Below are 26,440 nucleotides of genomic sequence, written 5' to 3' on the forward strand. Positions count from 1 at the left end.
ATAAGGGGTGCGTGTGGCATTGAAATTCTTAACGCCATTTTCTCAAGGCCGTTCTGAAAGCTATGTCATTATCCTCAAAATCAACTGAAAGTTGTTGGTTACCTCGGGATGACATCCTTAATAATAACATTGGAACCCTCCAAGGGTTTTCAACCCTTGGAGGGCTTGATCTTACCCCACTTAATTCCAGAACCCTTCTTTACTATTAAATGAAGGACAAGGGATCAACTTATTCTTTCTTTTCACACCCTTTCTAAAACCTTTGGCTACGAACTCATAGATAATAGATATCTCATGCGAGCCGCCTGTAGATGTTTGAAGCTTGGATACAGTAAAGTCGTAGCTATACCCTACCTGGAAATTCCCAAACAGCAGACTCATTACAAAAACAAGAGCATCCTGCTGAACCACTTGTAATATTTCACCTTCCGACTTGAAAGAGCCCTTTAGAGGTATACCTCTGTACCAAAGCCCCACCGCAATGGGGTCAATATGGTATTGCATCCCCACATCCATCTGTTGGAACGTAGCACCCTGAATTCGATAAACAAACGAAGGCGTAAGATAAGATACTTTAGACAATGTTCGGGGACCGTTGTAAAGCGGCAGTTTCATACCACCATGAATATTAATTTTTATGGGCAGGCGACTCTCCTCTCCAAGAATGGATAAATTTGGCTTATTAAGGTGATAAGAAGACACCCCCACCCACAAGCTTCGGTTATAAAGGACAGCTCCTGCAGAAAAATCGAAAAAATTCTGACTTCCTAATTTACTCAATTCAGGGTCAATAGACTGTCCGTCAAATTCTAATCCATCCCTAAGCTGCAGCTTTGACCGGTCTATACCATTTGTTCCGTAAGCGAAATACAATCCGGGGGAAAATACCCAGTTTTTGCTTACCCGAACCTTATAGGAGTATAAGAGCCCCGCATAAGAAGTCCTCCACCCGGCAGAACCCATTTTATCTGTTGTAGCCAGCAAACCAAATCCGCTCTTCAGGTCATCTACGAATATCTCATATGAAGCGGAGTATGTAGAAAATGCCTGAGGGAGGTTGGGCCACTGTACGCGGTGGTTCACCACCAGCCTTTGCTGCGGTGTAATGCCGGTAAATCCGGGATTGAGGTACAGCGGAGCAGCATAAAACTGCGAAAATTGTGGGTCCTGCGCCTGAGAATCCACCACTACAACTCCGGCTATCAATAAAACAAGAATAATTCTTTTTAACATAGCTGCTCCTAAATTCAATTTACCTAATCAACGTGACATCTCCTATTCGTGTGGTCCTGGAACCGTTCGACAAGCGTAAAGTAAGCTTGTACACGTACACACCTGCAGGTAGAAGTCTTCCATTCTTATCATAGCCATCCCAACCCACAGTTTGATCATTACTTTCAAATATCAGACTACCCCAACGGTCGAAGATCAACATCTGGAATTCTTCCACACCTTGCGTTATAGGCAGGAATATATCATTATTCACCTCGTTCTGTATCCTGCCATCTCCTGACGGACCGTTGATATCCGGAGTAAAGGCGTTTGGAATCCTGGTAGCACCACCTTCTTGAGCTACAACCTGCCTGGATAGGGTATCCGCACATATTACACCGTCCTGGTAATCTGTATAGGCTGTAAGAACTACGTTGAATGTACCTTCAAAAGAATACAAATACTCAGGCTCGAACTCTTCTGATGTACCTCCATCTCCAAAATCCCAGTGGTATTGATCGGCCTGATGACTAAAGTTAAATGTTCGGATAGGTTGATCAGGTAAAAATACCACATCAGGCCTTAGGTCGAAGGATGCCAGTGGCTGAGGAAATATTACTATCACGCTATCCCGAATCACTGAAGCGGTTTGATTAGTAATGGTATTCCGTCCCGTTAATCGCACTGAATATGCTCCTGCCGCGTACAGATCAAATTTTATTTGTGGTAACGGCGGCTGATCAGGATCTGCTAATTGCACATTTTCATAAACTGTTTGATTGTTTCCGTCAAATACCTGCCAGGTAAATTCATTAGCACTTCCGGTCGTTGTATTTGTAATGGTTACAGTTGTTGGTATGCAACCTTTTTCCGGTGTAACTTCAAAATTAACACTGATAGGTACGTCTTTGATATCCACATTTTTTACTACCTGAACATCGCAGAAACCGGGTGCTTCCTTATTGACAACTGTTAATTTAACACTTTTAATGCCTGGTTGTGTATAATTGATCACTCCCGGTTCAGGTGTATCCGTCATGGTGATCCCATCACTGAAATCCCAATTATAAGAGAAATTGGTTGGATCATCAGCAGGATTCGACTGGTTTGTAAAGGTTACCAGGGCGGAGCCAGCAGTAAAAGTAGGTGAAGAAGGACTAAAGCTAAAATCAGGCACTACCTCTTTGTAAACCTCCACTTCTACAACCTGGCTGGCACTACAAACCTCGCCTCCGTTATTTTTAGAGCCAGCGTACACCACCTCATAGACCTGGGGGTTATTTGGTCCGGTATTATTGATGGTGAAAGAAGCATTCTGCACGGTTTGTACGCCAAGCTCCTGACCAACATTACCTTGTTCTCTATAAAACCATCGGTGTTGTGTAGCTCCTGCAGTAGAATTGGTAAAATATATTTCATCGCCACTACAAACAGGGCTGTTTACCGTAAATACGTTAGGTAATATAGTCGGGTAAACAGTTACGCTCTCATTGGATTGCCTGGTACACTGCTTGCCCCCTACTTCAATAGATGCAGTTAGGAATACATTATAGTTAAAGGTATTATTTGGAGAGCCATTAGCAAAAGTATGCCTCACCCTCATGCCTGCTATATCTCCATCTGCAGTATAACTACTATCAGCAGTTCCGTCAAACCATTGCCAGGTATAAGTGACGTCATCTATCTGATCGTACTCAAACTCAATAGTAGCCGGACTGCACCCATCAGATGGCCCTACTATATCAAATTCAGCGCTTATGTTGACAACATTTACTGTCCAGCCAGCCCCTACCGGGAAGTCAACGCAACCGTTGATATCTTCTACTCTGGTGATGGTATATGTAGTGGTGCTTGTCACCTCACCAAAGGTGACAAATACCGGTGTTGTTGACGCTCCGAATACATCTGTATATGTATTGCCTTTGTCATCTTCATAATTAAACTTGAACGGTGCTTGCCCTACCGGAAAATTAAACTGAAGGATAAATGCATCACCCTCGCAAATATCTGTCGGTCCGCTCACAGTAGCTCCTGTAGGCAACGGATTGACCGTGACTGTAATCACATTAGTATAGGTAGGGGCACAAGTGCCTGATTCTACTCTTCTTCTGTAGTAAAGCGTGCCGGAAGTAGCCTCTGCAGGCGCTGAATACGTAGCAGCATTAGCTCCAGGTACATTATTAACATCACCCACAAAGTTGTCATTAGATACCTCCCACTGATATTGGTAGTCACCTATTCCTCCAAAAGGCGCACTCAGCTCAGTAAATGCAGAAGGCGCTTCTCCTACACAAACATTCTGAGTTCCGGAAATAAACCCTGCCGAAAGTGGGAAGGGTGGAATTACTACTACCGGAAAGGACTCTTTACTGCAATTGTTAACATCGGTTGCCAACACCTTGTATACTCCAGCACCCAGGCCTGCAAAAACTCCTGTGTTATTAGTCCCATAGCTGGTGCCCAGATTGTCAAGCAATTCGTATGTATAATTTGGTGTACCCCCGCTAATAACAGTCACTTCTATCGTGGCATCACTGGCTCCGCTACAACTCAGATGTTCACCATTGTGGTTTGAAGTAATTTCAATGGTGAGATCAATTGGATCCGGTTCATCAATGGTCACCGGAGTCGTAACGAAGTTACAATTATTCGCATCTGTGATCCTGAAGGTATATGTACCGGCTCTCATACCGGTAAACACCCCTGAGGTCGCTCCTGAGGTGTTGGCAGGATCTTCATTCAATAAGTAGGTGTAAGTTCCTGCACCACCTGCCACTGTAACGGTTACTTCACCATTAGTAGCCAAATAGCAGCTAATATCGGCACCGTTGTAGTTGCTCGTAACAGTAGCAGTTCCACTAAGAGCTACAGGTTGAGCCAATGTAACCGAGCTGGTTACAAAATCGCATCCGTTAGCATCCGTTACTGTAAAAGTATATATACCGGCCGGAACACCCGTGAATATTCCTGTCGATGCCCCTGAAATGTTGGTGGGGATCTGGTCGAGCACATAAGAATAAGGCGATACACCATTTGATGCCGTGACACGAATGCGACCATCGCTGGTACCAAAGCAGCTAATATCAAAACCGTTGTAACTGATATCTGAGGCGGCTGATGCCGTAACTGCTGCCGGTTGGGTAATGGTTATAGGTGCGGTCGTAGCCGTGCAGCCATTTACATCTTCAATTTCCACGGTATAGCTTCCTGCTGCAAGTCCGGTAAATATTCCAGAGGTCGCACCTGTGGTATTACCAGGAATTCCCGATAATAAATAGCTATAGGTGCCATTTCCCCCTGAGGCAGATACTGTGATTTCTCCATCGCTGGCCCCGAAGCAACTTACATCTTCACCATTATAATTGCTGCTAATGGACAATGTTCCGGAAACAGGGGCTGGCTCTGTTATAGTAACAGTGGTAGTGGTAACTAAACAACCATTGGCATCTTCTACATTAAAAGTGTAAGTACCCGCGGGTACATCTGTAAATATCCCGCTGGTAACACCTGAAGTATTACCCGGAATTTCATTGAATGCGTAGGAATAGCCTCCTGTTCCACCCGATGCAGTCACTTCAATAATGCCATCATCCGCACCAGCACAACTGATCTGGGTGCCATTATAATTGCTGATAACCGAGGCCGAAGCAATAACCTCAGTTGGTTGCCCAATAGTAATAGGGCCAGTGGTAAAACCGCAGCCATTAACATCGAGTACATCAAAAGTATAGGTGCCTGCAGGCAGATTGGTATAAACTCCGGTTGTTAACCCTGTATTATTAGTAGGTATCTCATTAAGATCAAAGGTATAAGACCCTGTTCCTCCCGTGGCAGAGACTGTAATTTCTCCTGTACTGTTTCCAAAACAATCAATAGCTTGTGTAATTGAAGGCGTAGCAGCAACCGGATCGGGCTCAATTACTGTCACAGGTATCGTTGTAAAATCACAACTGTTCACATCTTCAATAAAGAAAGTATGGGTTCCGGCCCCAAGCCCGGTGAATACTCCAGTGGCAATTCCAGAAGTATTGGCAGGATTTTCAATTAAAGTATAGGTGAATGCGCCTGTTCCACCAGTAGCCGAGACTGTGACCTGTGCATTGGTGGCGCCATTGCAGCTTACATGGGCGCTATTATAATTACTGGTCACTGTTGCCGTAGCATTAATAGCATTCGGCTGGTTGATGGTTACAGGCCCTGCGATAAACAAGCAACCATTAGCATCGGTAACATTGAAAGTATAAGTTCCGGCAGGCACTCCGGTAAATATGCCGTTTGCAGCACCACTGGTATTGGCCGGCAATTCGTTTAACACATAACCGTAGGCGCCTGTTCCTCCTGTTGCAGAGATCGTTATCTGACCATCGCTTGCTCCATTACAACTGATCGGAGACCCATTGTAGTTACTTGTTATTGTTGCATTGGCATTGAGTGTAACCGGTTGGAATACCGAAACAGAGGCTGTAGTGATTAAACATAAATTCGCATCTCTGACGTTAAAGGTATAAGTACCGGGAGGGATATTTGTAAATATACCCGTAGTGGCGCCTGATGTATTAGCAGGTATTTCATTTAACTGATAACTATAAGCTCCTGTACCTCCATTGGCAGTAACGGTGATCACCGCATCATTTGCTCCGTTGCAACTGATATGCGATCCGTTATAGTTACTTGTCACCGAGGCTGTAGCTGACAATGATGGAGGATTACTAATGATCACAGGAGCCGTAACTTTCTGGCAATTATTATCATCAGTTACTCTCACTGTATAGCTTCCCTGAGGCAAACCGGTAAAAACCCCACTGGTAGCTCCCGTCGTATTGGAGGGAATTTCAATCAATACATAAGATAATGTACCTACTCCTTCTCCTAATGGCACTGTAACAGTTATTTCCCCATCGCCTACTCCTGTACAACTCACATCTGAACCATTGTAGTCCCTTGATACCACAGCTATTGCATTGATATCACTTGGCTCATCCAATGTGATTGGTAAGGTTGTCACAAAGCAGTTATTGGCATCTCTAACATCCACAGTGTAAGTACCATCCGCCAGACCCGTGAATATACCTGTAATAGCACCGGTCGTATTAGATGGTATTTCATTAAGAGTATAGGTATACGCCCCAGTACCTCCCGAAGCAGTAACCGTTATTTCTCCATCATTGGCTCCGTTGCAACTGATATCTTCACCATTATAGCTACTGGTAACTGTAGCATTTGCAGCAACCGGAGTTGGATCGATGATATCTACCGGGCTTGAATCCACCTCACAACCTCTGGCATCCCTCACCCGAACAACATAAGTTCCTGCAGGAAGGCCATTAAATACGTTTGAAGCCGTATAGGTCGCCCCTCCATCGATACTATACTGATAAGTGGGGGTGCCATCACCGGGAGTAGCTGTAATTTGACCATTCGAGGCTCCACTACAGCTTACATGGGCTCCATTGTAGTTGGATGTCACGGTAGCTATAATTGAAGGCAATGGATTTATTGTATAGGTAACAGACGCACTGTTTTGACAATTTCCATCATCAATTTCCGCAAAAACAGGTATCCCATCTGTTACAGCATATGCGGTAGGGGTGGCAATAACCACCGAGAGTAGCGCATCACTGTACCAGGTTACGGTGTTAGCTGTTCCTCCATTCACACTGTTGTTCAACATAGTCAAGTCGACCGTTGCAGTATTGCCACCCGCCATATCGGAGCATATGGTGAATGCCTGATCGACAGCAATAGGCTGAGGATCGATTGGGACAGTTATCGTGAACAAACTTCCCGAGCACCCAGTACCATCTGCTGTCGGTACAATAGTATATATCGCATTTTCGGTTCCTCCTGAAAGATTCGTAAGTGTCTCTGCGACATGTCCGGAACCGGCTCCAGCACCCCCGGTGATACCAGGACCATAAGAAGCTGTCCATGTAAAATTACTGGTAACACCATTATTCAAATCGACATTATCCTGAGGGTCGAAATCAAAGGCAATACCTGAACAAACAGCAACTTTTGTATCTGATGTACCCACAGGTTCGGGGTTTACCGGCACAATTATCACAAAATCATCCCCTGTACAAGTAGGGTTAACGTTATCAGTAGGAGTAACTGTGTATTCAGCATTCAATACTCCTGAAGTTGTATTCACAAGAGTTTCGCTCAGGTTACCCGTTCCGGAACCAGCACCCCCTGTAAGTCCCGGATCGTAGCTGGCAGTCCAGACAAAAGAACTCACTCTGCCATTGGTTATGTTGGTTTGAGGGTTAAAGTTAAATCCCACATTTGAACAAACAGGAACTTTCGTTTCATCATTGCCATCCGGCTCAGGGTTAATTGGAACGGTTATGGTAAAAGCCTCTCCATCACAGCCGGTAATATTATCTGTTGGAGTGATAGTATAAACTGCATGAAGTGTGGTGCCGGTAACGTTGGTAAGGGTTTCAGCAATATTACCCGAACCTGATACTGACCCGCCTGCCAGGCCGGCATCGTAAGCTGCTAACCAGGTGAAAGTACTGGTCAGGCCATTTGAAATATTTGTTTGTGGGTCAAAGTTGAAAGCTATGTCAGAACATACTGCCGTTTTGGTTTCATCCACACCCACTGGTTCAGGATCGACCGGAACGGTAATAATAAAAATTTCTCCATTACAGCCATTCGTGCTTTCTGTCGGTGTTACCGTATAGACGGCATTCAACTGAGCGCCTGTTTGATTTCTAAGTGTTTCTGAAATATTACCTGTACCGGCTCCTGTTCCTCCTGTTATACCCGGAGCATAAGTGGCTGTCCAGGCAAAGGAGCTTGTCAGTCCATTATTGACATTAACATTGTCCTGCAGATCAAAACTAAATGCTACGTTGGAACAAACTACAGGTTTTGTTTCATCAGTGCCAACAGGCTCCGGATTAACAGTAAATCTTAAGATAAACGGGGGGTCTCCTATACAGCCGTTAACACTTACAGGAGCTATGATATACTCAACATCCACAGAAGCTGAGGTAGTATTTGTGTACGTATCATTTGCCAGGTAATTGGCGGCAACACCATTTTGAGGAATAGTTGCATTTCCTGCTCCCGGTGTTAAGCCTCCCGGATTAACGGAAACAATGTTGTATGAGGTAGCCGGTACACTTCCGGTTGCTACTGCCAGGTTAATTCCCGAAACCTGGTCACTACATTTCTCCTGGTCAAGATTTGCGCTAAGCCTTGGTTCTGCGTTGATCCTCAACGTGATGATCTCAGAAGCACCCAGACAATCATCAGCACTGCGAGGTTGAACGGTGTATCGTACGCTTAGCTGGCCACCAGTTTGGTTGGTGTATACATCATTTAAAATTGCCGTTGCCGACTGACCTGGAGCAATACCGGCATTCGATCCCCCCGGGATCAAACCGGGATCAACACTTATGGCTGTTATGTCATAGCTTGCAGCCGGTTCCGTGCTTAGGCCGGAATCTGTAAAGGTAATACCTGAAAAATCATCGCTACAGACCGTATTGTCCAGATCCTTATCTATGTCAGGCCTTCTGTTAATGGTTACCGTTCTGGTAGCAGGGGTTCCGGGACAGTTACCGGTTGTACTTGTGGGCACCACAGACACGTTTCCTCCGAAAGCTCCCAAATTCACGGTAATCTGATTTGTACCCTGGCCACTGATGATCGAAGCCCCCGTTGGCACTGTCCATGCATAATCTGTATTAGGTAAGCTGGCTACACTAAATACAACACCTGCTTCATTCTCGCAAAACACCGCAGGGTTAGGACTAATGGTCAATGGTGGTGGTGAGCTTACTACATCTATTGTTAATGACTGAACGTTACCATCACATCCGTCTGTGGAGGTTTCATAAACCTCAATAGTTCCAGTCGCGACAGAAGGAAAGCTAAGAAGGACAAAGAAATCGTTAGGGCCACCACCCGCAAAAAGGGTAAAATCAGCAGGTATATTCCAGGTATAAGTTGATCCAGGTGTCGTTAATGGATCAATTTGATACAGCTCTATACTTGAACCAACACATTGTGTTGATGGACCAATAATCGGATTATCCTCAGGGAGGGGTAAAATGGTGAAGTCAAGTTGGGCATCATTGGTACAACTTTCCGGATTACTGGTATCAGTTACTCTGGCATAAAAAGTCCGTGTCGGGCCAAGAAATGTAATGTTGGTCACTGTTCCCGGTGGTATAGGAGAAGTATATCCGGGATCGAAATACCAATCTACTGTTCTTTCAGCCGGATTTGCAGCCCCAATAATAGCAGCGTTGTATGAAGTGAGGTCGATACCGTCTACTTCATTGCTATTCAGAGCATTCTCACAAGATTCATCAGTTTGATCTATTGCTTCCGGCAATGATAGAATTGTGAAATTCACTTCACCATCCTGGGTACAGCCAGTTGTAATATCCGTCACACGAGTATAAACTCTAGTAGTACCCACACTAGCAGTATAGTTATTTACATCTGATACAGGCGTTGTTCTTGCCGCATCGGTAAACCATTCCACAGTTCTATCCGTAGAATTAACAATATCAGTCACTTGGTCATTGTAATCTACTTCCAAATCAATTCCCGTCACCTCTCCTCCTCCTTCTACCAACTCACAAAGTGCCGGTGCAGGATCAAGTGCATCAGGAAGCGGATATCTTTCGACACTGATATTATCTGTTGCTGCAGAACATTCTCCCAAGGCTGTTTCCACTGTCCATGTCAAAACGCTTGTTCCGATGGGAAGATTTTGTGCCAATGTGGTAGGGTTATTAGGATCGGAAAAGGTCACCCCACCAGGCCCTGTCCATGTACCCGTCTCACCTGAAGCGGGAACATTGGCGGCCAAAGCAAAATCTCCATCGCAGGTAACATTATTGGTGGCATCTCCATCCAGGTCGGCATCAGCAAACGGAGCAGGATCTTCCGTATGAGTCAAAGTAACCGCAGATGTACTCAAGCAACCAGTAGCATTATTCTCAACAGCCGCAAAGAAAGTAGCATTCGCTGTTGTGGCAGGTGTAAAAATTCGATCATTAGAACCGGTAACAGCGCCATCGGCACCTGTAACCGGAGTATTTGTTATCGGATCAGTAAATGCTGTATACCATCGTACGGTAAATCCAGCTCCGGGATCATCAACAGACAGCGAATTTACAGAAGCTGATGAACAGGAAACAGCATCAGTAGGATTAGTGGGGGCTATGGGTCTGGGGTTGATAATCACATCAACCGCCAGGTTAATATTTGCAGCGCAAGTAGTAGCGTTATCAATAATAGATCGAATTTCGTAAGCATAAGTGCCGGGCGTTGTACCCAAATCTGCCACATAATCGGGCTGAATAAAAAGTCTGCCGCTGGCATCAGATGGTAAGGTTTCTGTTATTGTTCCTCCTCCATTGATGCTATAAAGCACATCATAGCTTTTTCCCGCAGTATTGTCTGTTAAGTCAATTGTAATATCGGGTGCATCCGTAGAAGCTCCATCATCGCAAACCGCGGCTTCAACAGACAAAGGATTTTCAAGGATCGGAGGTGTACCTCCAATAGTTACCGTTCTTACTGCACCAAGCGTAGTAGCTACGCAGCCATTTGCATCCTCCAGATAAACCAGCTCATAAGTTCCGGCAACTAATGGGTCATCAACAATAATTGTACTTGAAGCATGTCCTGAAACAAGTCCTTGAGGAACCCCGTTGATTTCAATTTCATAATCAAACGGGCCTGTACCGCTACCGATGGCCCAGACAATATCCGGTGCCGGATTACCTGCGCAAACCGCTCCCCCACCGGAACTACTGGCGGATGGTAATGGGTTTATTACAATGTCAATATGATCTGACAACTCACTTTGACAATCAGATGGGTCTATTCCAATGGTTCGGACATAGTATCTTCCTGATTCGGCTACGGCATCAAGGACTAACTGGTTGCTTGTGCTTTGTTGGATCGGAGTTGTTGTGTCAGGGTCTTTAAACCATGCATATTCATCGGCATTTCCCCCTGAATTATCCGATTGTAGTATCACCTGGCTTCCATCTTCACAAATGATGGTGCCATCTCCCACTTCGGTAATAGTAGGCTTCGAAGGTACAGGATTAACCGTAATAGTAGCTTCAACGCTATGTTCAGTAGCACAAACCCCATTTTCAACTACGGCACGATAGTGATAAACACCTGCTGTTGAAAGTGTTTCATTGAAAGTTGCACTACCTGCATTTCCTATATCTACATATCCACCTCCACTGTCGCGCTGCCAATTCAGTATAGTTCCCCTATGGCCGGTTAATGTCAATGTACCAGTATTATCCCCTTCACATATAGTAGCATCAGAAGTGACCGTACCACCTAATGTTTGCCCATAAATAGTAACCGTAAATGATCTGTAGGGTGAGTAGCAGTCAGGCGCTGATGAATATTTCCGTCTTGCTCTAATAGTTCTTGTTACACTGGTAAAAGAGCCTCCAATATTAAAATCTGCCGTAATACTTTGTCCTGTTGTGGCATCCAGGTTCACCCCTGCCCCCCCGGTGCTACTCCACTCATATTCAACTGCTCCTCCGAAGGTAGTGGATCCGGCAGGAGTGGGTAAAGAAAAAGACACATTATTTGTTCCGTTACAAACTTCGGATGAGCCTGTGATTGGATCAGGTCTGGCCAAATCCTCTCTAACTGTTATTACGGACTCTACAGGATCACTTTCGCAGGAGTTGGTAGCTCCAACCACATAGGTGGCCCACATGGAATATTCTCCTGGAATATTTGTATTCAAGCCTCCGGGAAAGCTGCTAGCCGGAAAAATAGTGGAGTTGGTGTTTATGGGGTTAGTAACAGGATTTCCTCCTGCATTGGGGTCTCCGTCATACCAGTTTACGGCCGTAACGGTGCCAGTTGTTCCGGTTATTTCAAAATTGACTCCAGAGAGAGCATCCCCGGTACATAACCCTGTATCAACTCCAACGGCATCGGGTGGAATATCTATTATCTCAATGTAATTTTCAATTGATACCCTCAGATTACCTATATCTCCAACTCCATCATAGGGATTACACTTATTCCAATAATCCAGTCTTACCCAAAAGCGTTGACCAACTTCCTGACCAACCGCCGAAGTGGTGATTATCTGCTCTAATAGTCCACGGGGATCCGTAACTGAAGAAGGTACTTCAACAACACCAAAAGCATCAGGAGCACCAAAAGTGGTAGTGGCGGGAGAAGCCGGAAAATATCCACCTGGAAATAGCAAATTACCACTAGCATCTGTAACCGTAGTGCTCCCTACAACAACATTAGGAATGTTTGAATTGGCAGTATTTCCCCCACCCAAATCGGTAGAACCATACACAACGCGCACCCACCTGGTAGCATCATTGGTTGGAATAGGTGACACTGTGGGATTACAATTTAAGTTAGTGTTGTCGCTAAATGTCATGTCAACATTAGTTCCCTTACAAACCAGATTTGAGCTTGGAATATCCGGTTCCAGAGCAAGACCGGCATCGTCACCGGAGTTATCATCGTTATGTGACGCATAAACTTGTGTTTGAGGGGCACTTGTCAAAGGACAATTTGTAGTCACCCCCTCACTGGGAGGAAAAAGTAATCTAACATTCCAATTGGACGTGTACCCACAAACTGCGTCATCTTCAGGATACACATATTTTCCGGCCGGATTCGATGTCGCAGTGAAATCATCCGTATCAAATGCAACATAAACCGTGTTTGAGGCCGGGTTGCCACCTATATCTGTCTCTTCAGCTGAAAGGACTGTAAAAGGCGCAGCTCCAAATGTAATCCATGTTACCCTACCGGTGATCTTGGAAATATCCCAATTGGAAGAATTTCGAGCTCCGAGTGTTACGCGAAAAATCATTTGGCTTTCAGGAGTAACCGGAGCACATTGGTCCGTGTCATCTAAAAACCCTGCAAAAGTAAAGTCACTACATGTTATAAGCCTGTTATTTTCAGAATTTATAGTTGTACCACTTGGACTATAAAACACTAAAACAGAACTCATCCCTACTGGAATTGAAGAAGCTAGTAGCAACGTTGCCGTTGTCCCAGAAGAAGCGACGGCCGAAACCGTTATACTACCTCCGTCAACTAAATAGTCTAATGCATTTGTGGAAAAACCTGTCGCATCAAATTGTATCGCTATTTGAGTTTGGTTGTCCGTTTGATGGGAGGCTGTTAAAGGAGTCTGCCCAACCCCCTCAAATCCAACACAAAAAAGAAGCAAAAAGAGAACTAATGGTAAGCAAATTTTAAACCTGAAAAAGAATTTCATTAGAGCCGAACGGTTAGGTTAGTGGTTTTTAGCGACACAAAATAAGAAAATATCTTCAAATACTCATATTTGTAAATTGTATTTCACGAGATATACTTATTCAATAATTAAATACAATACATCAAAAGCATGTAACCTGCGCAAACTAGATATTTTAATCCCTTAATGAAAGATTTTTTGTATAGGTGGTCGCAAAAGTTATAAAAATATAAAATTTTTCATTTCCATTACTTAATTCGGTTATTCCATGTACCTTTGTGCCCCATAAGTTTTACAGCAATATATCCCGATAAACACAACTTATGGCCACGGCAAAGTATATTTTTGTTACCGGTGGGGTAACATCTTCCCTTGGAAAAGGTATCATTTCAGCTTCATTAGGTAAACTACTTCAGGCAAGGGGCTTTAAAGTCACCATTCAGAAGTTTGATCCTTATATTAACATTGATCCGGGCACTCTTAATCCGTATGAACACGGAGAGTGTTACGTAACTGACGATGGTGCGGAAACAGATCTTGATCTTGGCCATTACGAACGCTTCCTGAATACTCCTACTTCCCAGGCGAATAACATTACTACCGGTCGTATATATAATAATGTGATCACCAAGGAGCGTAGAGGTGAATACCTTGGCAAAACCGTTCAGGTAGTACCTCACATCACAGATGAGATCAAAAAAAACATCTATCTGCTCGGAGAAAGTGGTGATTATGATTTTGTGATCACAGAAATTGGTGGCTGCGTAGGTGATATAGAGTCACTTCCATTTATAGAGGCGGTGAGACAGGTAAAATGGGATGTTGGGGTTAACAATTTCCTGGTAATACACCTTACCCTTATCCCCTACCTCAGTGCAGCAAAGGAACTAAAAACCAAGCCTACCCAGCACTCTGTCAAGCAGCTTTTGGAGGCTGGCATCCAACCCGATATCCTGGTTTGCAGATCAGAAAGAAGGCTGCCTATGGAGATCAGAAAGAAATTAGCATTGTTTTGTAACGTACACATCAATTCGGTAATCGAAGCTTTGGATGCTGAGACTATTTATGATGTGCCGATCCTGATGAGAAAGGAAAAGCTGGCCGAACGGGTGCTCTCAAAGCTTAAAATTGCAAACAAAAATGAGCCCAACCTGGATCAATGGAAAGTCTTTCTGGGTAAGCTGAAAAATCCGACTGATGAGGTTAAAATCGGGCTGGTTGGTAAATATGTAGAACTACCCGATGCTTACAAATCAATAGTAGAAGCCTTCATTCATGCCGGAGCGGTCAATGAATGTAGAGTAGATATAGAATGGATATCGTCTGAAACTATTACTGAAGAGAATTGTCATTCTATTTTAGGTAAATTAGATGGCGTATTAGTTGCCCCGGGGTTTGGTGAACGTGGAGTGGAAGGTAAAATTGAGGCAGTAAGGTATATACGTGAAAAGAAAATACCTTTCTTTGGTATTTGTCTGGGCATGCAATGTGCTGTGATAGAATTTGCCAGAAACGTGCTCAAATTAAAAGGCGCTTCGTCAACGGAATTAAACGAAAACACGAAGCACCCGGTAATCGACCTGATGGAGGAGCAAAAAAAGGTGACCGATAAAGGTGGAACTATGAGATTGGGTGCTTATCCTTGCGACCTCAAAAAAGGAAGCAAGGCAAGTTTGGTGTATGGAAAAGCAAAGATCAGCGAACGACACAGACACAGGTATGAATTTAACAACAAGTACTTAAAGCAAATGGAGGATGCTGGACTGATGGCCACAGGCATCAACCCCGATACGGGGCTTGTAGAGGTGGTTGAGCTAAAGGATCACCCGTGGTTTATCGGCACTCAATATCATCCGGAGCTGAAGAGTACTGTTTTAAACCCTCATCCACTATTTGTGAAATTTGTAGAGGTTGCTCTGGAGCATAAAAAAACGAACAACTCAAAGAATTAATTTTTATAAAAGAATACAATGGATAGAAACCAAGCAACAGGTTTGATTTTAATAGCATTAATGGTAATGCTATACTTTTACTTTTTTGCACCAAAACCCGAACCTGTAGAAGAACATCAAAAGGATACTACTGAGCTAGTAGAAGAAGGTACCGTTGAATCCGTTATTGATCAATACACTCCTGCAGTTGCTGAGGATTCGGCTCAGCAAGCCTTTAATCAGCAGAAGTATGGCGTATTTGCCAAAGGGGCTTCCGGCAAGAAAGAGGATATAACTATTGAAAATGAGCTTGTTAAGATCAGCCTGACCAATAAAGGTGGAAAAGTGAATAAAGTGGAGTTGAAGAACTTCACCACCTACTATGGCGAACCGCTGATACTATTGGATGGGGAAAGCAACAACTTCAGTCTGCTGGTTAACAATATTGGAAGACAGCTTAATATTTACGACCTCTACTACACCCCTGCACAACGCACAGAGGGCGACACCACCGTAATTACCTTTAACCTGGACATTGCGCCCGGGCAAAGCGTAAAACACATATACAAACTCGGAAAAGAAACTTACCAACTCTCCTATCAATTGAAAATTGAAGGCCTGGACCAGTATATATCAAAAGAAAACCTGATATACACCTGGGATGATCGCCTGAAAACGCAGGAAAAAGATTTGACTATGAGTAGAAACAACTCTACCATAAACTATTATACGCTTCGCGATGGGTTTGACGGGTTAGCAGAAAGAAGCACTGATGTAGAAGAAGAAACTATTGAAGAGCCCATTAAATGGGTAGCCATTAAACAGCGTTTTTTTGTTTCCGGCATTATTGCACAAAATTCCTTCAATAAAGGCCGCCTTAAAACTTCTGTGGATCCTGCAGATTTATCAACAGTAAAGACAGCCCAGGTAGTACTGAGCTTACCCTATGAAGATATAAAATCCGGAAAAGGAAATTATACTTATTATTTCGGTCCTAATGACTACCACATTCTAAATGATGTAGCAGACGATTTCGAAAACAACCTTGACCTGGGCTGGCCTCCGATGAAATGGATCAACAGATGGGTGATCATCCCTCTTTTTGATCTGTTGGGTAACTTTATCAGCAACTACGGTATCATTATCATAGTAATGGTGTTGCTTATCAAGTTGGTATTGTCTCCGCTTTCTTACAAGTCATACCTTTCTATGGCTAAAATGAAAGTGCTCAAGCCGGAGTTGGATGAAATCAAGGAAAAACATAGTGAGGATCTGACTAAAGCACAGCAGGAGCAGATGAAGCTGTATCAGAAAGTGGGTGTAAGTCCTTTGAGCGGATGTATCCCTATGCTGCTTCAGATGCCTATCCTATTTGCCATGTTCTACTTCTTTCCACAGTCTATCGAGCTTAGGGGAGAAAGCTTCCTTTGGGCAGAAGACCTGTCAACTTATGACTCCATTCTCAATCTGCCTTTCACCATACCTTTTTATGGTGATCATGTGAGTTTGTTTGTACTACTGATGACACTTTCTACCATACTCTATACATGGTCTAACCAGCAGGTGAGCACCGTACAGGGGCCGATGAAAACCTTTTCGTACCTGATGCCGGTAATTTTCATGTTCGTGCTGAACTCTTATCCAGCGGCACTTAGCTTCTACTATTTTGTTTCCAACCTGGTCACTTTTGGTCAGCAGGCTTTGATCAGGAGGTTTGTAGACGAAGAAAAGATCAGGGTTATACTGGAGGAAAACAAAAAGAAGAATGTGAATAAAAAGAAGTCCAAATTTCAGCAACGACTCGAAGAGGCCATGAAAGCCAGCCAGGCTAAAGGCAAAAAATAAAATAGAAAAATTTGTTATTATATACCCCTAAGGCTCTTATAATCAAGAGCCTTTTTTATTTCATCAAATAGTGTATGGACAATAACTTACATTATTCAATTAAACTTATATCTTTGTAACCCTGATTTTATAATCCTAAATCACATCGTTAAATATGGAAGTTACTTACTACGGACACTCTTGTTTTCAAGTGGTAATAGCAGGAAAGAAACTCCTTTTTGACCCATTTATTACACCCAATGAACTAGCCAAAGGTATTGATATCAACAACATTAAAGTTGATTTCATACTGCTGTCTCATGGGCATCAGGATCATGTTGCAGATGTTGAGACTGTGTACAGAAATAGTAAAGCACAAATTGTTTCGACCTTTGAGGTAGTCTCCTGGTTTTCTGAAAAGGGACTTGAAAATGGTCATGCTATGAACCATGGCGGAAGCTGGGATTTTGATTTTGGCAGAGTAAAGATGGTCAATGCGGTACATTCAAGCAGCATGCCTGATGGAAGTTACGGTGGTAATCCTGCCGGATTCGTCATTCAAAGCGGTGAGGATACCTTCTACTATTCTGGCGACACTGCCCTACACTTCGACATGAAACTTTTGGAAGAAGAATTCAACATAGATTTTGCCTTTTTACCGATCGGAAGTAATTTCACCATGGGTGTGGAAGATGCAAACAGAGCAGCAGACTTTATAGGAACAAAAAAGGTGATCGGTATGCACTATGATACGTTCCCGCCAATAAAAATAGATCATGAAAAAGCAGTAGCAACATTTAAAGAGCATGACCGAGAATTGATCTTGATGGGTATAGGAGAAACTATTAATTTATAAATTATTCGATGAGTAAAGTTATTGCCATTGCAAACCAAAAAGGTGGCGTAGGTAAAACTACGACTGCTATTAATCTGGCCGCCAGTATGGCCGCCCTGGAATATAAAACACTTGTTGTTGATGCAGATCCTCAGGCCAACTCCACTTCAGGACTAGGAATGAACCCTAAAGAAGTTGAAGTCAGCATTTATGAATGCATGGTGGATAACATAGATGTTACAGAAGCCATTACGGATACTGATATAGACTATCTCCACATTCTTCCCTCCCATATAGATCTGGTAGGTGCAGAAGTGGAAATGGTAAATATTGAAAGACGTGAAGAGCGCATGAGAGATGCACTGAAAAAGATAAAGAAGGATTACGACTTTATCATTATCGACTGCTCCCCCTCTCTGGGTCTGATCACCATCAATGCGCTTACCGCGGCTGATTCGGTGATTATTCCCGTGCAATGTGAGTACTTCGCACTGGAAGGTTTGGGCAAGCTATTGAATACTATCAAGATCATCCAGACGAGGCTAAACACCAACCTTGAAATAGAAGGCATACTCCTCACCATGTATGATGTAAGGCTAAGGCTATCTAACCAGGTAGTGGAAGAAGTGAAAACTCATTTTAAAAAAATTGTTTTTGATACGATCATACCCAGAAACATTAAACTTAGTGAGTCGCCCAGCTTTGGGGTACCGGCTATTGCGCACGATGCAGAAAGCAAAGGCGCTATCAGCTACCTGAATCTTGCTAAGGAAATAATGACTAAAAACGGACTTTGACGATCAACTGAATAAGGAGGCGGAATGGCTAAAAAAGAATTTAAAAGAAAAAATGCATTAGGTAGAGGATTGGGCGCCTTATTGGACGACTCCCCGGCCAAAGGAAGTGAGGAGCAGCAGGAGTTTGCAGCCGTAGGATCAATCAATGAAATTCCACTGGAGCAGGTTGAGGTTAACCCTTTTCAGCCAAGAACTCATTTTGATCAGGAAGCATTGCAGGAGCTGGCTGAATCGATCAAGGTACAAGGCATCATTCAGCCTATCACTGTCAGAAAACTCTCCAAAAATAAGTATCAGCTTATTTCGGGAGAAAGGCGTTTTCAGGCGTCCAAATTAGCCGGTCTCGAGCGTATACCGGCATATATCAGAACGGCCGATGATCAGCAAATGCTTGAAATGGCCCTGATAGAAAACATCCAGAGGGAAAATCTGAATGCTATTGAAATTGCGCTTAGCTATCAGCGGTTGCTTACGGAATGTGACCTGAAGCAGGAAGAACTGGGCGACCGTGTAGGCAAAAACAGAACAACGGTAAATAACTACCTGCGCCTGCTTAAACTGCCTCCGGATATCCAGGCTGCCCTGAGAGACAAAAAACTATCCATGGGACATGCTCGGGCGCTTATCAACATCGAAAATATAGATACACAACTGGATATTTTCAAAAAAGCCATTGCACAGGACCTCTCAGTAAGAAAAGTCGAAGAGCTGGTAAGGCAGGCTATGTCCGGTAAGGCGGCCAGGGAAGATAAAAAGGAGCCTGTTGATGGTGGCAGGGAAATTGCTAACCTTCAGACAAAACTAGCGTCTCACTTTGGCACCAGGGTGCAGGTAAAATCAGATGGCAAAAAAGGAGAAATTAAAATTCCTTTCGTATCTGTGGAAGACCTGAACAGAATCCTGGAGATCCTGGATGTTTAAATGAAAAATATCTACTTCATATTTGCAATGATTTTGGGCTGTTGTTCAATGGCAATGGGACAGATTACCCCCCCTGCTGTCAACATAGATACAACAACTACTGAAGCCCAGGATATAATCGTGGAAAAAGACGAAACTAGCGAAGTGAAGGAGATTGACACTTATGCCAGCAGGTTTGTGCCCAGAAAGGCCTCTCTATATTCGGCTGTTCTGCCGGGTGCAGGCCAGGTATACAATAAAAAATACTGGAAAGTACCTCTGATCTATGGTGGTTTTGTAGCGCTTGGCTTTACGGTAGATTTTTATAACGATAATTATAAGCTTCTGAGAAGGGAGCTGTTTAAAACACTGGAGGATCCGGATTATACATCTCTTTATGGAGACGAAGAACGGCTAAGAAGCAGTATCAATAGTGAGAGGAGGGATCGGGATTTTTATATGATCATGATAGGTGTGCTTTACCTCCTGCAAATAGCTGATGCACATATCGATGCTCACCTCAAAGAGTTTGAGCTTAACCCAGACTTACAGGTATCCATTGAGCCATCTTTTGAAAACTCCCCATTGATGGGTTACAATGCCGGATTATCCATAAAAATAAAATTTTGACATGAACATACTCTTACTCGGCTATGGCAAAATGGGACGGACCATTGAGTCCATAGCCAAAAGTCGCGGTCATAATATAGTAGGCAAGATAAATGAAGACAACACAGCAGACCTAGTGAAATACACAGGTGGCAACGCGGATGTAGCCATTGAATTCAGTCAACCCGATGCAGCTTATGAAAATATCCGTTACTGCATCGAAAATGGTATACCGGTAGTATCAGGCACCACCGGCTGGCTTGAAAAAAAACCGGAAATCGAGGCGCTGTGTCAAGAAAAGGATGGCACTTTTTTCTATGCATCCAACTTCAGCATAGGCGTAAATCTCTTCTTCAAGCTTAATGAACAATTAGCCGGGCTAATGAAAGACTTCAATGAATACAACGTTGACATTGAAGAGATCCATCATACGGAAAAAAAAGACGCTCCAAGCGGAACAGCCATTACACTTGCCGAAGATATAATCAAAAGTATCGACTATAAGAAAAAATGGATCAATAAACCTTTTGGTAAAAAGGAAGATCTGATCATCAATTCTTTGAGAGAAGGAAGGGTGCCAGGCACTCACACCGTTAAATACAGTTCTGCCGTTGATGATATTGAAATTAAACATACAGCACATTCTCGTGAAGGTTTTGCAAAAGGCGCTGTATTGGTGGCAGAGTGGATAACAGATAAAAAGGGTGTGCTTACCATGGATAATTTTCTGAAATAGAATAAAAAATAGCCTTTCTTTGTAAGTTCTTTAAGTGCAAAGACACTATTGAGCTATAAAATAAAACCCTAAAGAATGAACTGGAAATTCTGGAAAAAAAATGAAGATAGAAAGCCCAAATCAAAAACCAGAGAATGGGTAGATGCTATCGTTTTTGCTGTTATTGCAGCAACTATTATACGGTGGTTATTGATGGAAGCCTTTACCATCCCTACCCCATCTATGGAAAAATCCCTTTTGGTGGGCGACTTCCTGTTTGTTAGTAAATTTCACTACGGCACAAGAACACCAGCCACCCCGCTACAAGTACCCCTTACCCATCAGAAGATATGGGGAACAAATATTCCCTCTTACCTCGACTGGATCCAGTTGCCGCAGTACCGGCTGCCGGGTATTACAGAGGTAAAAAGAAATGACGTAGTAGTTTTTAATGTGCCTGGAATAGAAGAAAATAATTTTGAAGAACGTGACAAAAATAAATGGATAGACTACCCTGTCGACCTGAAGACCAATTATATCAAAAGGTGCGTAGGTCTTCCCGGTGATGTAATTGAAATAGCAGACAAACAAGTAATTGTTAACGGTCAGGCCATCGACAATCCTGAGAAGATGCAGTTTTCTTACGTTGTACTCTCGGATACAAGGATTAGCGATCGTGTATTAGAAAATCTCAACATCACTAAACCAGAGGGTGTAGATCCACGCAAGAATGGTGTCTATCAGCTTTTCTACCTTACTAATGAAGAGGCAGAAAAACTTAAAGCACAGCCTTTCGTAAAGGAAGTCACTCCTTATAAAAGCCTCGGCAAAGGCGAGTGGGAGCCCAGGATCTTCCCTAATGACCAGGCCTTATTTCCCTGGAACGGGGATTGGTACGGTCCTTTGAGGATTCCGAAAGAAGGCGAAACCATTCAGATCAATAAAGAGAATCTCATCACGTACGGAAAGATCATAACCCGTTATGAACATAATGATGATGTTAAGATCACCGATGATAAGCTATTCATTGATGGTAAAGAGGTAAGGGAATATACCTTTAAACAGGACTACTTCTTTATGATGGGTGATAACAGACACAACTCGCTGGATTCACGATACTGGGGATTCGTACCTGAAGACCACATAGTAGGTAAAGGCTTTTTCATCTGGCTTTCTTTGGATCCCAATGAAAGTTTCTTCAGCAAAATCCGGTGGAGAAGATTCTTTAACCTGATAGAATAGGAGTTACTGGTTACTGGCCACTAGTCATTAGTTGACAAAGTGGCCAGCAACCTAACCAGTGACCCGTTAACCAGCAACCAAACACCTACCAATCAATTTCCTTTTTCCCCAACTTGCGCAGATATTCATTAGTTTTGCTAAAGTGTTTGCATCCAAAAAACCCTCTGTCGGCTGCGAAAGGTGACGGGTGGGCTGATTGCAACACCAGGTGTTTGTTACGATCAATTACTGCGCCTTTTTTCTGGGCATAGGCTCCCCATAATAGGAAAACCACACCCTCTCTCTCCTCAGAAACCTTTTTAATGACGGCATCGGTAAATCCTTCCCAGCCTTTGTTTTGATGTGAGCCTGCGGTATTGGCCCGGACAGTAAGGGTGGCGTTCAACAGCAACACTCCTTGTGCCGCCCAACGCTCCAGGTTTCCTGACTCCGGTATTTCTTTTCCCAGATCATTTTTTATCTCTTTAAAAATATTGAGCAATGAGGGAGGCTTCCTCACCCCGTCACGGACGGAAAAACACAATCCATTGGCCTGCCCCGGCCCATGATAAGGGTCCTGACCGATAATTACTACCTTAACATCTTCAAAATTACAATGATCAAAAGCACTAAAGATCTCTGGTCCGGGCGGGTAAATGGTGTATTGTCGATACTCTTCCTTTACAAATTTTACAAGATCGGAAAAGTAGGGCTTGCCAAATTCCTCTTCCAGATAATCCTTCCAACATGGGGCTATTTTCACATACATAATTTTTTCTCTCTGATTTATTTCCGATATAAAATTAAAACTTCTTATATTTCATATCCGTTTTTATAATAGAAATAACTATTGCGGTATGGTTACTGAAATTACAAAAGGCATCAAAGTCAGTATTGAAACTGAATATCAGCCGGCTTACTCAAGTCCCAGTCAGTACCATTATGTATTTACTTACAAAGTAACAATAGAAAATCAAAGTGAAAATACCATTCAATTGTTGCGAAGGCATTGGTTTATTCATGATGCAGGCTTTTTGCCCAGAGAAGTAGAAGGTGAGGGTGTTGTTGGCCAGCAGCCGATCCTGGAGCCAAATCAGTACCATCAATATGTATCAGGATGCAATCTAAAATCAGGGCTCGGCAAAATGTGGGGCTACTATCTCATGGAACGTATTGTGGACGGCCACCGGTTTGAAGTGACCATACCTGAATTCAGCATGGTGGCGCCATTCAAACTCAATTAAGTGTCAAAACTTCATCAGATCTCAAGCTACATTGAATACTGGCTCAATGCAGTAGACCAACATTCTCTCCATGCACCTTTTGTGTATGAGCTTTATACTAAGGTTGTAAAAAATAGTGAGGATGCAACAACCTACAGGCATATTGAGGCTCTAAGAGAAAAGTTTGTTCACAGTAGCAAAAATATACAACTGGAAGATTTCGGTGCCGGCTCTGCTGTTACAAAAAATAATATCAGACAAATTAGCAATATTGCCACATATGGAGTTACCCAACCCAGGTATGCGCAACTCATACATAGGATAAGTTGCTTCCTTGAGGTAAAACATGCAGTCGAATTGGGTACGGCATTAGGCATTAATACCCTTTATATGGCCAGCAAGCGAGATGCACAGGTTCACACCTTTGAGGGTTCTTCTCAGCTTTGTGGCATTGCCAGAGAAGTTTTCGCAGGTGAGGGGATGACAAATATCCATCTTATCGAAGGAAATATAGATGATACGCTTCCTGAGTTTATTATGCGCTCACCTGCCATTGACCTTGCTTTTATTGACGCCAATCATCGCTTTATACCCACGATTAATTATTTCGAACTCTTAATTAAAAAAGCTCATAAAGCGTCCTGTTTCATTTTTGATGACATCCATTGGTCAAAGGAAATGGAAAAGGCCTGGAAGCATATTATACAACATTATAGTGTAACACTTAGCTTAGACCTTTATCAACTGGGCCTGGTATTTTTTAATCCTGAGCTGCGCAAGCAACATTACGTGCTACAGTTTTAAGGCCTCTTAGACATAATCCAAAATCCATGAATGACCCCGGGAAGCCACCCCAGAAGGGTGAGTAAAAGATTGATAAGGAATTCGCTGGAAGCAATTCCAAAACGGAGTGCCACCGCAAGGGGAGGCAGCAACAGGGTAAGTATGATCATTAATATTGACATAACTTTGCTTTTTTTGGACATATCTGAAAATACCCTGCCGAAAGCGCCAGTCCATCGCAGACATATATAAGTAATCAAGACTGTAGAGTAAATTCCCCTTGGTTTGTCCTTTGTTCCGCAATTTTGTGCTGAATATTCCCAATATGGAAATCACCAGCCTGGCACCATTGTAGCCCTGGAATATACAATGAAAAAATCAGTCCGTATTTTTAGCTACGTCCTTATTGTACTCGTGATTCTCTTTTACATCTTACCCAATATTTTCAACACAAGAGAAGAAAAAGCATTTTCATCTGAGGCCAGAGTAGAAAAAGCTATGGCCGGTTTTGATATTCTCCATGTCGGCGACAGCACCAATGTTGTGCTTTCCGAATTTTACGACAGGGGTCCATTTATCAGATATCTTTTTGGAAAACACTATCGCGACCTGTGGAGCCGGGAAATAAAAGTACCGGTACTACATCTTGACACGGTTCATGGGGGGTTGGAATTTTTGGAAATGGGTGGTGGACAGCAGACCGTAAGCGCAGAATTCAGAAGCCACGATGGTTATACCTATACATTAAGATCGGTTGATAAAGACCAGGCACAGGCGCTACCCTTATTCCTGAGATATTCTGCCATAAGACCTCTTTTCCGGGATCAGGCCGCGGCTTTGAACCCTTTTGCTGCGCTAATAGCCCACCAACTGGAAGAAAAAGCCGGTATATTGCATACACAGCCACGCATGTACCTCATACCTTACGATAGCACGATGAATGAAACACCTCTTTATCATGTGGCCGGCAGGGTGATGATCCTTGAGGAAGAACCTGATAGCACCTGGGTCGGTAATATTGCGTTTGCATCTCCTCAAAAGATCATTTCCAGCAAAGAGATGTTGAGCGGGTTATCATCTAATGAACTTACTGCTGACTCCTTGGAATATCTCAAATGCCGGCTTCTGGATATGCTAATGAGCGATTGGGATCGCCACGGTGGACAATGGAAATGGGCCGTATTTTCGAACAGCACCGGCCAGAGCATTTGCAGACCTATCGCCATGGATCGCGATATGGCTTTTTACCAATTTAATGATGGCCTTATGAATAAATTTGCACTATTAATAAACAACAAATTTCAATCGTTTGACAGATCATATGGACAGGTATCAGGGCTAGCTAAAAACTCTGCTGAGCTGGATGCCATGCTTCTGAAAAATATACCGCTCCGGGCATTTACTCAACAATCGCTAGAGCTTCAGAAAACATTTACTGACACAGTAATACAATCTGCTTTTAAAGCCTATCCACAAGGGATCTATGACGAATATGGACATAAGCACGCCAATATTTTTAAAGATCGATTGCATCAACTGGATAGCATTGCGGTGGAATTCTATAAGTTGACCAAGGGAAATAGGAAACCGTAGCTCAGCGGAGGTTCACAAGGGGATGCGGGCATGATCCGTGTATAAGTAGTGTCTCTAAGAAAACGCCAATGTCTGCGTTACGCCCGCCCCAAAAATGCTCATCCCGACAACTGTAACAACTGTACGGGACTCCGCTTTTTGGCACTTCGCAAGCCTTGACCCTAGACGTTTTCTTAAAGCCACATAGAGTTTTCTTACAAACACTACGTAAACCTGAAATAGGAATCTCACTGTATGAAATGGGGATGGGATTGCCGCCTTTACACTAATAGCATTGCGGGACCCGGAATGAATTCCGTGGACTAGCAGGGGATTTTTTCCCTTAAGTTAACGTGAGTTCGATATAAAATGCTTAAAAAGGGGCGATCATCCTGCCGGTCCCGAACTTGCCTAACTTGCCTCGGGGAGATAACCAACAACTTTTAGTTGATTTTGTGGATAATAACATTGTGCCATCATTAACCACAAAGGAAGCAGAGGAGCAACAGAAATCACAAACCACCACGTCATCCTGGAATTTTCGTAGAGCAACGGAGAAAATATT

The 26,440-nt window shown here is 43.3% G+C and carries 15 protein-coding genes; 11 read left to right on the top strand and 4 right to left on the bottom strand.

Going from position 1 to position 26,440, the window contains the following annotated elements; all coding sequences use genetic code 11:
• Positions 1 to 180: 180 nt before the first annotated feature.
• Positions 181 to 1,233, bottom strand: a complete 1,053-nt coding sequence (locus C900_RS24395) for a PorP/SprF family type IX secretion system membrane protein (protein WP_009583020.1) — start codon at positions 1,231 to 1,233, stop codon at positions 181 to 183.
• A 19-nt stretch (positions 1,234 to 1,252) separates the two neighbouring features.
• Entirely contained in the window at positions 1,253 to 13,216 is an 11,964-nt protein-coding gene (locus tag C900_RS24400) for a PKD-like domain-containing protein (protein WP_040497491.1), read from the bottom strand.
• A 572-nt stretch (positions 13,217 to 13,788) separates the two neighbouring features.
• Between C900_RS24400 and C900_RS24405 the strand changes: the two genes are divergently transcribed.
• From C900_RS24405 to lepB, 8 genes are all read left to right on the top strand, one after another.
• Positions 13,789 to 15,417: a CTP synthase gene (locus C900_RS24405; protein WP_009583025.1), complete on the top strand. Its 1,629-nt coding sequence runs from the start codon at positions 13,789 to 13,791 to the stop codon at positions 15,415 to 15,417.
• 18 nt (positions 15,418 to 15,435) lie between these two features.
• On the top strand, positions 15,436 to 17,241 hold the full coding sequence (gene yidC / locus C900_RS24410; protein ID WP_009583026.1) for a membrane protein insertase YidC: 1,806 nt from the start codon (positions 15,436 to 15,438) through the stop codon (positions 17,239 to 17,241).
• A gap of 154 nt (positions 17,242 to 17,395) precedes the next feature.
• On the top strand, positions 17,396 to 18,076 hold the full coding sequence (locus C900_RS24415) for a metal-dependent hydrolase (protein ID WP_040497492.1): 681 nt from the start codon (positions 17,396 to 17,398) through the stop codon (positions 18,074 to 18,076).
• An 8-nt stretch (positions 18,077 to 18,084) separates the two neighbouring features.
• The gene (locus tag C900_RS24420; protein ID WP_009583028.1) at positions 18,085 to 18,852 is read left to right on the top strand and encodes a ParA family protein; all 768 of its coding nucleotides are present in this window, start codon (positions 18,085 to 18,087) and stop codon (positions 18,850 to 18,852) included.
• Positions 18,853 to 18,876: 24 nt separating this feature from the next.
• Complete coding sequence (locus C900_RS24425; protein ID WP_009583029.1) at positions 18,877 to 19,773, top strand: ParB/RepB/Spo0J family partition protein; 897 nt, start codon at positions 18,877 to 18,879, stop codon at positions 19,771 to 19,773.
• Between the two features lie 54 nt (positions 19,774 to 19,827).
• Entirely contained in the window at positions 19,828 to 20,382 is a 555-nt protein-coding gene (locus tag C900_RS24430; protein WP_009583030.1) for a DUF5683 domain-containing protein, read from the top strand.
• Position 20,383: 1 nt separating this feature from the next.
• Positions 20,384 to 21,097 (top strand): 4-hydroxy-tetrahydrodipicolinate reductase, encoded by a 714-nt coding sequence (dapB, locus tag C900_RS24435; RefSeq protein ID WP_009583031.1) that lies wholly within the window; start codon positions 20,384 to 20,386, stop codon positions 21,095 to 21,097.
• 75 nt (positions 21,098 to 21,172) lie between these two features.
• Positions 21,173 to 22,318, top strand: coding sequence for a signal peptidase I (lepB, locus tag C900_RS24440; protein WP_009583032.1), 1,146 nt, complete (start codon positions 21,173 to 21,175; stop codon positions 22,316 to 22,318).
• A gap of 85 nt (positions 22,319 to 22,403) precedes the next feature.
• On the opposite strand, the gene ung is transcribed toward lepB, so the two are convergent.
• Positions 22,404 to 23,066 (bottom strand): uracil-DNA glycosylase, encoded by a 663-nt coding sequence (gene ung / locus C900_RS24445; protein WP_009583033.1) that lies wholly within the window; start codon positions 23,064 to 23,066, stop codon positions 22,404 to 22,406.
• Positions 23,067 to 23,154: 88 nt separating this feature from the next.
• Between ung and apaG the strand changes: the two genes are divergently transcribed.
• Together apaG and C900_RS24455 are read left to right on the top strand one after the other, a co-directional pair.
• The gene (gene apaG / locus C900_RS24450) at positions 23,155 to 23,541 is read left to right on the top strand and encodes a Co2+/Mg2+ efflux protein ApaG (protein ID WP_009583034.1); all 387 of its coding nucleotides are present in this window, start codon (positions 23,155 to 23,157) and stop codon (positions 23,539 to 23,541) included.
• Positions 23,542 to 24,324, top strand: coding sequence for an O-methyltransferase (locus tag C900_RS24455; protein WP_009583035.1), 783 nt, complete (start codon positions 23,542 to 23,544; stop codon positions 24,322 to 24,324).
• On the opposite strand, the gene C900_RS28945 is transcribed toward C900_RS24455, so the two are convergent.
• On the bottom strand, positions 24,321 to 24,506 hold the full coding sequence (locus C900_RS28945; protein WP_342662407.1) for a YqaE/Pmp3 family membrane protein: 186 nt from the start codon (positions 24,504 to 24,506) through the stop codon (positions 24,321 to 24,323). The two genes, C900_RS24455 and C900_RS28945, sit on opposite strands and share 4 nt — an antisense overlap.
• Positions 24,507 to 24,672: 166 nt before the next feature.
• Here C900_RS28945 and C900_RS24460 point away from each other — a divergent pair, with 166 nt between their 5' ends.
• On the top strand, positions 24,673 to 25,896 hold the full coding sequence (locus C900_RS24460) for a hypothetical protein (RefSeq protein WP_009583037.1): 1,224 nt from the start codon (positions 24,673 to 24,675) through the stop codon (positions 25,894 to 25,896).
• Positions 25,897 to 26,440 lie beyond the last annotated feature (544 nt).

The organism is Fulvivirga imtechensis AK7 (genome assembly GCF_000331535.1).
Lineage (GTDB): Bacteria > Bacteroidota > Bacteroidia > Cytophagales > Cyclobacteriaceae > Fulvivirga > Fulvivirga imtechensis.